General features: G+C 58.6%; 11 protein-coding genes. 5 read left to right on the top strand and 6 right to left on the bottom strand.

Going from position 1 to position 12,928, the window contains the following annotated elements; genetic code table 11:
• Positions 1 to 22 precede the first annotated feature (22 nt).
• Together rpsD and SynBMKMC1_RS03370 are read left to right on the top strand one after the other, a co-directional pair.
• Positions 23 to 631 (top strand): 30S ribosomal protein S4, encoded by a 609-nt coding sequence (gene rpsD, locus SynBMKMC1_RS03380; RefSeq protein WP_011932503.1) that lies wholly within the window; start codon positions 23 to 25, stop codon positions 629 to 631.
• Between the two features lie 459 nt (positions 632 to 1,090).
• On the top strand, positions 1,091 to 2,227 hold the full coding sequence (locus SynBMKMC1_RS03370) for a fatty acid desaturase (RefSeq protein WP_255486277.1): 1,137 nt from the start codon (positions 1,091 to 1,093) through the stop codon (positions 2,225 to 2,227).
• Between the two features lie 9 nt (positions 2,228 to 2,236).
• Here the strand turns inward: SynBMKMC1_RS03370 and SynBMKMC1_RS03365 are convergent, their stop codons facing one another.
• The gene (locus tag SynBMKMC1_RS03365; RefSeq protein WP_186472700.1) at positions 2,237 to 2,491 is read right to left on the bottom strand and encodes a hypothetical protein; all 255 of its coding nucleotides are present in this window, start codon (positions 2,489 to 2,491) and stop codon (positions 2,237 to 2,239) included.
• A gap of 82 nt (positions 2,492 to 2,573) precedes the next feature.
• On the opposite strand from SynBMKMC1_RS03365, the gene SynBMKMC1_RS03360 reads away from it, so the two are divergent.
• The 3 genes from SynBMKMC1_RS03360 to cysK all read left to right on the top strand — a co-directional run bounded on the left by SynBMKMC1_RS03360 (position 2,574) and on the right by cysK (position 6,278).
• Positions 2,574 to 3,728: a PLP-dependent aspartate aminotransferase family protein gene (locus SynBMKMC1_RS03360; RefSeq protein ID WP_186472699.1), complete on the top strand. Its 1,155-nt coding sequence runs from the start codon at positions 2,574 to 2,576 to the stop codon at positions 3,726 to 3,728.
• Complete coding sequence (locus SynBMKMC1_RS03355) at positions 3,725 to 5,212, top strand: PLP-dependent transferase (RefSeq protein WP_186472698.1); 1,488 nt, start codon at positions 3,725 to 3,727, stop codon at positions 5,210 to 5,212. Before SynBMKMC1_RS03360 ends, SynBMKMC1_RS03355 begins: the two co-directional genes overlap by 4 nt.
• Before the next feature lie 79 nt (positions 5,213 to 5,291).
• Complete coding sequence (cysK, locus tag SynBMKMC1_RS03350; protein ID WP_186472697.1) at positions 5,292 to 6,278, top strand: cysteine synthase A; 987 nt, start codon at positions 5,292 to 5,294, stop codon at positions 6,276 to 6,278.
• A gap of 123 nt (positions 6,279 to 6,401) precedes the next feature.
• Here the strand turns inward: cysK and SynBMKMC1_RS03345 are convergent, their stop codons facing one another.
• The 5 genes from SynBMKMC1_RS03345 to SynBMKMC1_RS03325 all read right to left on the bottom strand — a co-directional run bounded on the left by SynBMKMC1_RS03345 (position 6,402) and on the right by SynBMKMC1_RS03325 (position 12,861).
• Entirely contained in the window at positions 6,402 to 7,724 is a 1,323-nt protein-coding gene (locus SynBMKMC1_RS03345) for a right-handed parallel beta-helix repeat-containing protein (protein WP_186472696.1), read from the bottom strand.
• A gap of 178 nt (positions 7,725 to 7,902) precedes the next feature.
• Positions 7,903 to 9,018, bottom strand: a complete 1,116-nt coding sequence (queA, locus tag SynBMKMC1_RS03340) for a tRNA preQ1(34) S-adenosylmethionine ribosyltransferase-isomerase QueA (protein ID WP_186472695.1) — start codon at positions 9,016 to 9,018, stop codon at positions 7,903 to 7,905.
• A 36-nt stretch (positions 9,019 to 9,054) separates the two neighbouring features.
• Complete coding sequence (locus SynBMKMC1_RS03335; RefSeq protein WP_255486275.1) at positions 9,055 to 10,929, bottom strand: APC family permease; 1,875 nt, start codon at positions 10,927 to 10,929, stop codon at positions 9,055 to 9,057.
• An 82-nt stretch (positions 10,930 to 11,011) separates the two neighbouring features.
• A complete protein-coding gene (locus tag SynBMKMC1_RS03330) occupies positions 11,012 to 12,349 on the bottom strand; it encodes a dihydrolipoamide acetyltransferase family protein (protein WP_186473304.1) in 1,338 nt (445 codons plus the stop codon).
• Between the two features lie 68 nt (positions 12,350 to 12,417).
• Positions 12,418 to 12,861 (bottom strand): YlqD family protein, encoded by a 444-nt coding sequence (locus tag SynBMKMC1_RS03325; RefSeq protein ID WP_011932493.1) that lies wholly within the window; start codon positions 12,859 to 12,861, stop codon positions 12,418 to 12,420.
• Between the last annotated feature and the right edge of the window lie 67 nt (positions 12,862 to 12,928).

The following is a 12,928-nucleotide window of genomic DNA, read 5'->3' as shown; positions in this document are numbered from 1 at the left end:
AATTCCCAACGAACCTGTCTGTATGTCCCGTTACCGCGGCCCTCGCCTGAGGATCACGCGGCGCTTGGGAGACCTCCCTGGTCTCACCCGGAAGGCCGCAAAGCGGTCCTATCCCCCCGGTCAGCACGGCCAAGCCCGTCGCAAGCGCTCCGAATACGCCATCCGTCTCGAAGAGAAGCAAAAGCTTCGCTTCAACTACGGAGTCTCCGAGCGTCAGCTCGTGCGCTACGTGAAGAAAGCGCGCGCCCAGGAGGGGTCCACTGGAACCAACCTGCTGAAACTGCTCGAGAACCGTCTCGACAATGTCTGCTTCCGCCTCGGCTTCGGCCCCACCGTCCCCGGTGCTCGTCAGCTGGTGAACCATGGCCACGTGACTGTGAACGGTCGTGTGACCGACATCGCCAGCTATCAGTGCAAGCCTGGCGATGTGATCGCAATCCGCGAGCGCAAGTGCAGCAAGCAACTCGCCGAAGGCAACCTGGAATTTCCAGGCCTGGCCAACGTGCCGCCACACCTGGAGCTCGACAAACCCAAGCTCAACGCCAAGGTGGTGGGCCGCTGCGAACGCGAGTGGGTCGCCCTTGAAATCAACGAACTGCTGGTGGTGGAGTACTACTCCAGAAAGGTCTAACCTTCAGTCACCAACTGGCTTTTGGGGCAATTCCAAGAGCCAAGACAAACTCTTGCCCCCTCCATCGATGGCGGGCAGGAGTTTTTTTATTCAGATGTGGAACAGTCAACGTCGCTCTTCAGCAATTTTGAACACCAGCTCCAAATGGTTGACCTGTTGTTCCAAGGTCGCTTCGCGTCGTTTCAATTCGAGCTCTCGCTGATGAGCTTGCTCGTCCATCTGCGCGCGACCACCATTCATCATCTCTGAATACGTGAGGGCTCTCGGCTTTCCAGGGAGCGGAGATGGGTCAACCATTCGCAAAATCCACTAAGGTCCGTGAAACAATGGCGAGACCGTGAAATTTCACGCCATGTTGAACTGATTTTTACCACTCGCCCCATCGTTCGGCACGACCTCCCTACAAAAAGTTCTCCGAATGATTCGCGCCTACACCATTAACCAACGAAGGCCATTCCCTTGAGCAGCGCCGTCACCAAAACCTTGTCAACAACACCACTGAGGCGCATTGATTTAAACATCAAGCCTTACATGGTCAGTGACGACAAAATTGCCTCATGGCAGATCATCAATACAGCCATTCCCTTAATCCTGTGCTGCGTTGCGATCGTTAAAACCACAGAACAGCTAAGCGTATTGTCGTTGATACTTACGCCAGGTCTGTTCGCCTTAATCATTTTATTTTTAAGCAGAAGCTTCTCATTAATGCATGACTGTGGTCATCACAGCTTATTCAAGTCTAAAACTGCTAATCGCTCTGCCGCATTCCTACTGAGCATTTTCCATGCAATGCCGCACCACCCCTGGTCAAGAGGTCATGCCTTCCACCACAAACACAATGGCAACTGGAATCGATACAGAGGCCCGTCGGCCTTAACGACGCGTCGCGAATTTGAGAAAAAGGGCAAGAATTCCCAGTTTCTCTACCAAGCACTGCGCCACCCTTTAACTCTTTTCCCTGGAGGCTTCTACTACTTAGTGATCAAGCCAAGAGTGGCATTGCTTTTGGGGTTTATTGAATTGATTGCCAATGGAACCATTGATGGATTCCGAAAAATTTCGAGCAGAAAGCTATTCAATCCATTTACGTTTATCAACGATCACAAATCCAGCTTCTTCTACACAAAAGAAGAAGTTTACGATACAATCGCTAATACCCTATGCATCTCGCTCGCATGGTGGTGGATCGGAAGCGCAATCGGATATTGGCACTTCTGGATTCTTTATATCTTAATCATGAGCACAAGCGCAGCAATCATGATTGCTGTTTTCTTTGTTCAGCACAACTTCCCAGGTTCTTATGCGAGTGACGAAGATCATTGGAGTTATTTCAAAGGGGCTATCGATGGTTCATCGTTTCTGATCATGCCTCCTGTTCTTAACTGGTTTACCGCCGATATCGCTTATCACCACGTGCACCACCTGTCCGAAAGGATTCCCAACTATCGCCTCCGCCATTGCCACGAAGACCGACAAAACAATTTTGACGGAGTCAAGAGGCTCCGGCTAGACCAGCTCTGGGAATGCTTCTCCCTCATCCTCTGGGACAATGAGACGCTGCAACTCGTCTCCGCAAAACAATCATTCAAGCGTTGATTTCATTGGTCAGCGAATGAGATTGGCCTTAAAGAAACCAAGACCCAAACCAAAACCTTTCGGCTTATCTTCGAGGAAGGTGATCGCAAGTTCAAAATCCATCAACCCTGCCGCTTCAATGAATTCGCGAGAAAGCTTGCCCTCTCGTTGTTCGAAATAGCGAGAGTGGATTGCTTCCTTGTTCTCGCTCAAAAAAGTAACGATTTCGCTGAGAACGTGATCTCTCCACTCGTCTTTCTGGGACTGCAAAGGGTTCTCAGTCACGATGACGCCTGGACACAAGGCATGACCCTAGTGGGTTCGCAAAGACCATTTCCTAGCCTTACAAGCTGAGCGGAGTCACCCCTTGCAGCATCCCGCGACCGCACCCGCTGATGCCACCCGTGCCATCCATCACGGCGAGAGCTTCGCAGATGCCACCGGCACGGTGATGCCGCCGATTTACGCCACCTCCACCTTCGCCCATGGCAATCCCGGAGGCTTTGACTACACCCGTTCAGGCAACCCCAATTTCCGCATTCTTGAAGGTGTGCTGGCCTCGGTGGAACGGTGCGACCACGCCACCGTGTTCGGCTCGGGGGTGAGTGCGATCACAGCCATCGCCTCCACCCTCCAACAGGGAGACCTGGTGCTGTGCGAGGAGAACCTCTACGGCTGCACCGTGCGTTTATTCGAACAGGTGTTCGCCAAATTCGGCGTGCGCACTGAATGGGTGGATTTCACAGATCCCTCATCACTAACGGCAATCGCCGAGCTCCAGCCCGCCATGATTTGGCTGGAGAGCCCAACCAACCCGCTGCTCAAGGTGATTGATCTAGAAGCGGTCTGCAACGCAGCCCGCAGCGTTGAGGTGCCTGTTGTGGTCGACAACACCTTCGCCACAGCCCTGGTGCAGCGCCCTTTACAGCTGGGTGCCACGCTCTCGCTCACCAGCACCACCAAATACATCAATGGGCATTCCGATGCCCTCGGGGGCGCCGTCTGCACAGATGCCCCTGAATGGCATGAGCGCATGGTGTTCGCCCAGAAGGCTCTGGGCCTGATGCCGTCTCCCTTCGACTGCTGGTTGATCACCCGAGGCATCAAAACCCTGCCACTGCGGCTGCGCCAACAGATCGAAAACGCGGCTGCACTGGCCGACCATCTGGCCGACCACCCCCAGGTGGAATGGACTCGCTATCCCCATCGCTCTGACCATCCCCAGCAGGCTGTAGCCCTTAGACAGATGCACGGCGGTGGAGCCATTGTGACCATCGGTCTAGAGACCAGCCGAGAACAGGCCTATGCGGTGTGCAAGGCACTGCGCTGGTTCACCATGGCGGAAAGCTTGGGGGGCGTGGAGAGCTTGATCTGCCACCCCGCCACCATGACCCACGCCGCTGTGTCCCCTGAAGTCAAGAGCAAGCTGGGCATCACCGATGGGTTGATCCGTCTGTCAGTTGGCTGTGAAGACGTCGCCGACCTGATCTCGGATCTCGATCAGGCCTTAGCGACGCTGTGAGGAGTCCGCGCAACCTGCTGGAGGATCCCTGTTGGCAGGGGCACGATCTTGGCCATCCCCTGCCGGATGCCACCCATGCGGTTTCGGTCGCGCTGCCCCGCTGGAGCGACGTGATCGCCTACGAGGAAAACGAGCCCTCGTGCCGTGCGGCGCTTCGCGCGGTTTACCCACGCTTCGGACTGCATCCGCTGGTCAGGGAACTGGCGGATCTGGCACTGAAGGAGTCTGGATTGGCGCCGTCAACTGGATACAGCTGTTGGCCCTATCCCACTGAAGCCGCGGCCGAAGCAGCCGGGAACCATTGCCAGCGACAGGCCCTGGACGGCTTCAGCGCAATCCGAACGGTACGGGGTTTGCCCTGCCTGGTCGCTGACCCGATCAGGACGATGGCCGCGAAGGCCTTCTGGCAACACACGGGCCTGGGTGCATCGTCGCGCCTGGCGGCCATCGCCCTGGGCAAGGAGGCGTCGCCTGATACGGCGATTGCCAAGTCAGCCCTGAGCACGGTGATCCAACGCCTGGCTGGGATCTATGGCTGCGCTGAGGACGCCATCAGCCTGCATCCCTCCGGGATGGCTGCACTGCACTCAGCGCTTCAACGCATCGCCGTCCTCCATCCCGGGCGGCCGGTGCTGCAGATCGGCTTTCCCTATGTGGATGTGCTGAAGCTGCCCCAGGTGGTCTTCAGCGGAGCGGAACTGCTCCTCGACGACTCACCCGCACAAGTGCGAGCGGCTTTGGATCGTCTCCAACCGGGAGCGATCGTGGTGGAACTGCCGAGCAACCCCTTGCTTCGCTGCGTGAATCTGCCCGAGATTGCAGCGCTGGCCCATCAACGGGGGATTCCGGTCATCGCCGATGACACGATCGGCTCCGCACTCAACATCGATGCGCTGCCCCACGCGGATCTGGTGTTCAGCTCCCTCACCAAAAGCTTTGCCGGACGGGGCGATGTCATGGCGGGAAGCCTGGTGATCAGTCCACTCTCCCGCTGGTCGGAGACCTGGAGCCAGAGCCCCGGATCAGCGCAGGGCGTTGCGGATCTCGCCGATGCCGACGCCATCGCCCTGGAGCAGGGCAGCCGCGATGTGCGCGAGCGTGTTTCCGTGCTCAATGCCCACACCCTGTCACTGGCGAGAAGACTTCAGCAGCATCCCGCCGTCGCCCAGGTGTTCCATCCGGGAACCTGCGAGAGCTTCAACGGGCTTCGTCGTGCCGATGGAGGCCATGGCTGTTTGCTGTCATTCGCGCTGAAAGAAGGCGCTGACAAAGCCGCGCGGGTCTACGACGCTCTGCAGGTGTGCAAAGGGCCCAGCCTCGGTACCGCATTCACCCTTGCCTGCCCTTATGTGCTGCTGGCCCATTACGGGGAACTGCCCTGGGCCGAAACCTGTGGGGTTCCCTCCCATCTGCTGCGGGTCTCCGTGGGACTGGAAGATCCCAACCAACTCTGGAGCCGTTTTGAGCGCGCTCTATCAGCCTGACCTGTAGATCCTCTTAACACCCACATTCCAGACGGGATGAGCTCTTTAAAATCGTTGGATTAGAAACGCCTTCACCAACATGTCACGCGTTTACGCCGACAACAGCCAGGCCATCGGCAACACCCCCCTGGTGCGTCTCAACCACGTCACCAAAGGCTGCAAAGCCACCGTGCTCGCCAAGGTTGAGGGTCGCAACCCGGCCTACAGCGTGAAGTGCCGCATCGGCGCCAACATGATCTGGGACGCTGAAAAGCGAGGGGCTCTCACCGAAGGCAAGGTGATCGTGGAACCCACCTCCGGCAACACCGGCATTGCCCTGGCCTTCACCGCCGCAGCGCGCGGCTACAAGCTCGTGCTCACCATGCCCGAGTCGATGTCCATCGAGCGTCGCCGTGTGATGGCCGTGCTCGGCGCTGAGATTGTGCTCACCGAGGCCGCCAAAGGCATGCCCGGTGCCATTGCCAAGGCCAAGGAGATCGCTGCCAGCGATCCCGCCAAATACTTCATGCCCGGGCAGTTTGAGAATCCTGCCAACCCTGAAATTCACTTCAAAACCACAGGGCCTGAGATCTGGAACGACTGTGACGGAGCCATCGACGTTCTGGTGTCCGGCGTCGGCACCGGCGGCACGATCACTGGCGTGTCCCGTTACATCAAGAACGAGGCTGGCAAGGCGATTGAGTCTGTGGCCGTGGAGCCCAGCCACAGCCCCGTGATCACCCAGACCCTCAATGGTGAGGAGATCAAGCCTGGTCCTCACAAGATCCAGGGCATCGGCGCTGGCTTCATCCCCGAGAACCTCGATCTTTCCGTGGTCGACAAGGTGGAGCAGGTGACCAATGAGGAGTCCATTGCCATGGCTCAGCGCCTCGCCAAAGAGGAGGGGCTGCTGGTGGGAATCTCCTGCGGTGCAGCAGCAACTGCCGCCATCCGGCTGGCGCAACAGGATGCCTACGCCGGCAAAACCATCGTGGTGGTGCTGCCCGACCTGGCCGAGCGTTACCTGTCGTCGGTGATGTTCGCGGATGTGCCCACCGGCATCATCGAACAGCCTGTTGCTGTCTGATTTCCAATCAGAGCCGAGATCAACAATAAAAAGCCCCGGAGGATCCCGGGGCTTTTTTAATGATTGATTTGAAGAAGCAGGCCAACCCCATCGCAACGATGGGGTCAGGCAAGCTGCTGCGCTTCAGACAAAGAAGGCCGTTCGACTGAAGTCAATGATGCCAAATTCAACCAGGCCGCGATACGCGACGACCAGAGGGTTTCCATCCAACTGCAAATCCTCATCGCCGTTGCCGCTGGCAACAACATTCTTGAAGAACACATCAATGGGATCCAGAATTTCTGGCTCTTCTTTATCTGCAGTCTCGTAACTTTCAATACGAATGCCATCCTTATCCTCGTTATCATTAGCTACAACATCGCGGAATTGAGCCCTGACCTCACCGCCATCAAATTGCTCCAAGCGGAATCCATACTCGTCGTTACCATTGGCGACAACATCTTTGAAATTGGTGATGATGTCACCATTACCTTCTTCACTGAGCTTGACGCCGGTACCACCTAGATCGGTAGCCCCAGTCAAATCAAAGTTACCATTATCATTCGCTTCCGAATTCTTCATCACAAGACGAAGATCACCGGCGTCCGCCTCATCCAAGTCCAGGCCTTCGTCATAATTGCTGTTAAGCTCAGTGTTGAACAACTTAACGATCAAATCACCTCTGCCTGCCTCATCCACATCAAGGCCATCATCAGTGTCATCTAGATCGAACGGGCCGTTGTTGTTGAACTTGGAGTCCCTGACGACCACTTCTGCTCTTCCGCGGCCCGTTTCATCAAGCTCAAAGCCATCAGCACCATTGTTGATAAATTCGCTGTTCTTGATCACAACTTTTGCAAAACCTCGACCACCTTCATCCACACGAAGACCATCGTTATCACTTTCACTGCCATTGTCTCCCCAGACCCCATTCCCTTCGATGAGTGAATCGATCACCTTCACAGACAGAGATGCATCGGAGTTGGCACCCGCTCCATCATCTTTTCCGCCTTGAGTGGTACCTCCCTGCCCAGTTTCACCTGCCTGATCATCGATGTGGATCCCATGATCCCAGAAGCCGGTCGCCTCAACACCCTTCAAAAGAACGTTGATTGTTCCCTCCGCATCCCTGGGAACGTCGAGCTCGAAACCGTGCTGAGCCGCACCCTCAAACCCGTCAAGGGTCAGGTTTTTGATGACAACGTCTGCCGCACTGCGGGATGTGATCAGCGCTACACCTTTGCCATCAAGGTCACAGTCATCCGAATCATATTCTTCGGCAGCAAAAACCGTTGAACCGTTCCCTTCGAGAATGAGTTTACCAACACCCGTGTATTCGAGGCCGCTGCTCAGCGCAATATCAACTTCATTCGCAAAAATAATTTTGTTCACCGAATGATCATTTTCACTTGCCTGATCAAAGGCATTTTCAAGCTGAGCAAGGTTTGAAACAAGATACCTGGCCATAAAAAAAATAATGCACAAATCCAAGGTACGACCAGAAACAAACAGCCAGACAAAGACTGGGTTAAATGACCCTTAAAACTCTTTTATATTTTTTTAGCCGTCGTTCCTATATTTTTTTTCGCAAAATAATATTTTGGCCGCCGCGCCAAGCGATCAAGCGATCGCCATTGAGCGCAGTTCACAGGGATGACCGCGCTTCTCTCAGGAGCGCCTGGGGGGCAATCCACATGGCATCGCCATAGGAGTAAAAGCGATAGCCCTCTTCCATCGCATGCCGATAAAGATCCAGAAGCTTCTCACGTCCGATCAGAGCACTCACCAGAAGCAGCAGGGAGCTTTTGGGGAGGTGAAAGTTAGTTAGCAAACCATCCACCACCCTGAATCGGTAGCCGGGTTGGATCACCAGGTCCACCGGCCCCTTGAGCGGTTGCAGTCGCCCAGCACCGGCGGCAGCAGCCCCTTCCAAGGCGCGCACACTCGTGGTGCCCACGGCAATCACCCGCCCCCCGCGTTGGCGGCAGTCCTGCACAGCATCCACAAGCTCCGCAGACACCTCCACCCATTCACTGTGCAGGCTGAGCTCACGCAGATCCTCGGTTTCCACCGGCCGGAAGGTTCCCAGTCCCACATGCAGGGTCACGCTGGCCATCTCCACGCCACGGGCACGAATCGCCTGCAAAAGGTCATCACTGAGATGCAGGCCAGCGGTTGGTGCGGCCACAGCCCCAGGACGGGCGGCATAACGCGTTTGATACCGCTCCTGATCCGAGTCGTCGTGGCAGGTGATGTAAGGCGGAAGCGGAACTTCTCCATACCGCTGCAGCAGAGCCTCGATTGCGAGGGCATCGGCAAAGGCAGGCGGGAATTGCACAATGCGTCCGCCGCTGGCGGGATCACTTGCCAGCACCTGAAGGGGCAGCGGATCCTGTTCAAGGGCCTCGAGCCAAACCTGATCCCCAGGCCGCAACTTCTTGCCAGGACGGGCCAGACACAACCAACGACCCTCTCCCCTCGGCTCCAGCACCAGCAGCTCCCCCAGTCCGCCTCCCGATCGCCTCACGCGCAGGCGAGCCTGCAGCACCCGGGTGTCGTTGACCACCAACAGATCACCGCTCTGCAGTTCGTTCTGCCAGTCCCAGACCGTCCCATGCCGCACCTGCGGGGTTGACGCCTCCAGGGGCGGAACCATCAGCAGTTTCGCGGCATGGCGCGGCTCAACGGGCCTCTGAGCGATCCGCGCATCAGGAAGCTCGTAGTCGTAAGCACTCAGCTGAAGATCCCTGGGATCAGCCACAGTCGGATTGGATCATCCTTCCATCGTGCCTCAGGGTCAGGACGAGGCCCCAGACGACGGCTTCGGAATGAAATAGCGAACGATCGAAAACACCCGGCTGTGATCATTGGACAGTGCAGCGAAAAGGTTGCGGGCTCGCTGGTTGAGCAACATGGCGTCCAGGCGGTCGCGGGGGATGGCCACCGGCATCACCACCGTGGTGATGCAATCCGGTTGCGATCGCTCCGTTTCGATCACGAAATCGCAAAACGGATCGAGAAGGGAGCTGAACGGACTCTCCAGGAGAACAAGGTCCAGGGCTCCGGTCTCACGCCCCGCGTAGCGATCCCAGGCTGAACTGATCGGACCGGCCTGCTCAGGATTCGCCAGAACGACCACAGCCGTAACCGCATCAGCAAAGGAGCACGCGTAACGCACAGCTTCAAACGAGGGGCGGCTCAGCGCTGCCATCCAAACGATGGCGTGGTGGCCGAGAGGAGGATCCCTGGGGATCAACTGAAGTGGAGGCATGGTCTCGTCCGGTGCGATGGCCTCATACACCTCCCGGTAACGGCGGCGGATTCCTGCCAGACCCCACACCAGCAAGGGGATGGCAATCACCACCGTCCAGGCGCCCTCGTCGAATTTGCTCACCACGATCACCAGCAGCACCACGAAGGTGGTGAATGAACCCAAGGCGTTCATTGCCATGCGTCCCTGCCACCCCTCACCACGCAGCCGCCACCAACGCCGCACGAGCCCAAGCTGCGAGAGGGTGAAAGCACTGAACACTCCAAGGGCGTAAAGATTCACCGCAACCGTGGTATCTCCGCGGCAAACCAGGATTATCGCAGCGGTGATGCCCAGCAGTACACCGATTCCGTTCTGATAAACCAGGCGGTCGCCCTGCCAGCTCATCTGCAAAGGCAAGCAGCGATCCTCCGCCAACATGGCTGCAAGCCGCGGGAATCCGGCAAACGCCGTGTTGGCCGCCAGCACAAGAATCAGCAGTGTGGCGATCTGAAGCACCCAAAACAGAACACTGCCGGAACCGAACACGCGCTGACCGATCTGGGCCAGAACGGTGACGTCGGGATTGGGAGCGATCCCGTACATGAACCCCATCCCACTCACCGCAAAAAACATGGCGGAGAGCAAAAGCCCCATCACCAGGAGCGTCTTGCGGGCATTCTGCGCAGCTGGCTCCCGGAACACCTTCACACCGTTGGCGATGGCTTCGATACCGGTCATCGCTGAACATCCCGAACTGAAGGCCCGCAGAATCAGAAACAAGCCGATGGGCTCCAGCCCAGCCGTGAGTGGGGGAGCATCGGGCGTCCAGCCATGGTGAAACGTGAGATCCTTCAGGCCACCGACGGTGAGCAAGGCGATCATCACCACAAACACATAAGTGGGAACCGCAAACACCCGGCCCGCCTCTTTCACGCCGCGCAGATTCGCCCAGCCCACCAGCACCAGCAGAACCAAGGCAATCGGCACTTCGTAAGGCAGAAGGCTGGGAGCGAGCGACGACAACGCCTGGGTTCCAGCCATCAAGCTCACGGCCGCCGTGAGGGTGTAATCGATCAGCAGCGCGGCGGCGGCCACCAATCCCACATTGCGGCCAAGGTTGTCGCGCGCCACCACATAGGACCCACCACCATTGGGATAGGCCGCAATGGCCTGGCGATACGACAACACCACGATGGCGATCAGGCCGATGATCGCCAGGGTGATCGGCACCGAGAGGCGCAGAGCTGCACTACCGCCGAGGATCAGGATGCCGAGCGCCGCTTCGGTGGCATAAGCCACAGATGACAGCGCATCCGACGACAGAATCGGCAGTGCCTGGAAATTGGGAAGGCGCTCCCCTGCACTGCTCGAGCGCGGCAACGGGCGACCGAGAAGTCGCGAAAAGATCGAAACGGACACGGGTCCAGCCAAGCCACTCCAAGAGTGACAAAACTCTTCGCTTTAGGCCGCTGGTGTTGATGCGCAGAGCCCGAAGCCAGGATCAGAGAGCCAGGCTTTCAGGACGCGTCTCGATCAGCTCGGCCAGATCCTTGAGGAAGGCGGCTCCATCCGCTCCGTAGATCACCCGGTGATCCGCCGTGAGATTCACTTGCATCTGGCGCTTCACCGCAATTGAGCCGTCTTTGGCGGCCACCACCGTTGGCCGAGAGGCCGCCACAGCCAGGATGGCACCGGTGCCCGGAGGGAGGATCGCATCAAAGCGATCCACACCAAACATCCCGAGGTTGGAGAGGGTGAACGTGCCGGTGCTGTATTCCTCCGGCTGCAGCTGCTTGCTGCGGGAGCGTTTCACCAGATCACCCCACTGGCGGGAGAGTTCATACAGGTCGATGCGATCGGCCTGACGCAGCACGGGCGTGATCAACCCACCGTCTTCCATGGCCACGGCCACCGCCACATTCACATCCGCGGGGTAGGCCATTCCTGCCTGGGTGGTTGCGGCGTTCACCTGGGGATGACGCGCCAGCGTGACGGCCACCGCCTTAGCCAGAAGGGCCGTCATGGTCACACCCTTGGGCTTGACCTGTTTGTAGAAGGCATCGAGCTTGTCGGTGGTGATGGTGTACCCCACACGGAAGCTGGGCACAGCCAGGCTGGCCTCCATGTTGCGGTTCACCGCCGCTTGAAGGGTGTTGAACGGCACCGTCTCACCGGGGCGTCCGAAGCTGTTGCCAGCGGGAGCACTCGGTGGAGCCGGCACGGCGCCACCCGCAAGCGCAGCGGGTGCTGTGCCTTCACCCACCTGGGGAACGGAAACGGGCCGACCAGCGGCACGCTCCACATCCTCCGCCTGGATGCGTCCGTTCGGACCACTGCCGCGCAGCGACGAGAGATCCACACCCATCTGGGCGGCGAGTTTCTTGGCACGCGGACTGACGATCAAGCGCCCGGTGCCCGTTGGCGCAGGAGCGGGCACAGCAGCAGGGGCCGGTGGAGCCGGTGCAGGCGGCGGGGAAGAGACCGGAGCCGAGGGAACCGGTGTGGGCGCCGATGGTGCTGCCGCTGCCGGTGGTGCGCTGGCCGGAGCCGCCACGGCCCCGGACGGAGCCTTGGCCTGAACCTCCGCGATCTCCGCTTCTGATTCAACGATCAGCCCGATGGTTTCTCCCACCGGTGCCGTGCTGCCCGCAGGCATTAGCACAGACGCCAGGAAGCCGTCGTTGAACGACTCCACGTCCATGTCGGCCTTGTCCGACTCAACGACGAGGACGGACTCACCCCGGGCAACCTTGTCACCAGGCTTTTTGAGCCACTCCACGATCTTGCCCTCCGTCATGGTGGAGCTGAGGGCAGGCATGAAGATGTCGTGGGTCGCCAAAGCCGTCTCCGGATGGACTGTGTAGAGAGGGATTTTACGGGCCGGCAGATCGCGGCCCGTTGACGGGATCAACCCTGTTCGATCGACTCGATCACGCCGTCGCGCACCACAACAGCCACCTGCATCTTGCTGACGAGGTTGTCACCCACCTGCACATCGCAGAAGCTCTCCAGCTGGCCTTGTTCCACGATCTGCTCCATCTCGAGCTCACGCACCTGAGCCTGCTGCTGCAGCAGGTTGCGCTTCTGCTCCTCAAGCTCCGCCCGCTTGGCCGCCACTTGCTGTTGCACCTGAGCCACCTGCTCCTGAACCCGGGGATCCAGAGGATTGGCACTCTGACGGCGCACGTCATCAACCACCTGCTGGCCCTCCTGCTCCAGCTGTGCCAATTGCTGGTCGGTGGTGGCGATCGCCGTGCTCAATTCACGCTCGGCTTCCTCCTTCCAGGCCGGAGTGACCACAGCACGGACGGTGATGGAGCGCTTGATCGACAGGGTGGTGCCGTCGGACATGGGAGCCAGGAAGAAGCGCCAAGCGTCTCAGCCCAACGGCCGATGGTCAACCCACACAAGCGCCCCA

The sequence above is a fragment of the Synechococcus sp. BMK-MC-1 genome, assembly GCF_014279955.1.
Lineage (GTDB): Bacteria > Cyanobacteriota > Cyanobacteriia > PCC-6307 > Cyanobiaceae > Synechococcus_C.
Note: the sequence above shows the minus strand (reverse complement) of the source record. Positions and strands in the feature narration are given on the sequence as shown.

Bases quoted from the DNA above. Each gene is read 5' to 3' on its own strand.
- rpsD (WP_011932503.1), top strand. From the start codon at position 23: ATGTCCCGTTACCGCGGCCCTCGCCTGAGGATCACGCGGCGCTTGGGA.
- cysK (WP_186472697.1), top strand. From the start codon at position 5,292: ATGTCACGCGTTTACGCCGACAACAGCCAGGCCATCGGCAACACCCCC.
- SynBMKMC1_RS03345 (WP_186472696.1), bottom strand. From the start codon at position 7,724: ATGGCCAGGTATCTTGTTTCAAACCTTGCTCAGCTTGAAAATGCCTTT.
- SynBMKMC1_RS03325 (WP_011932493.1), bottom strand. From the start codon at position 12,861: ATGTCCGACGGCACCACCCTGTCGATCAAGCGCTCCATCACCGTCCGT.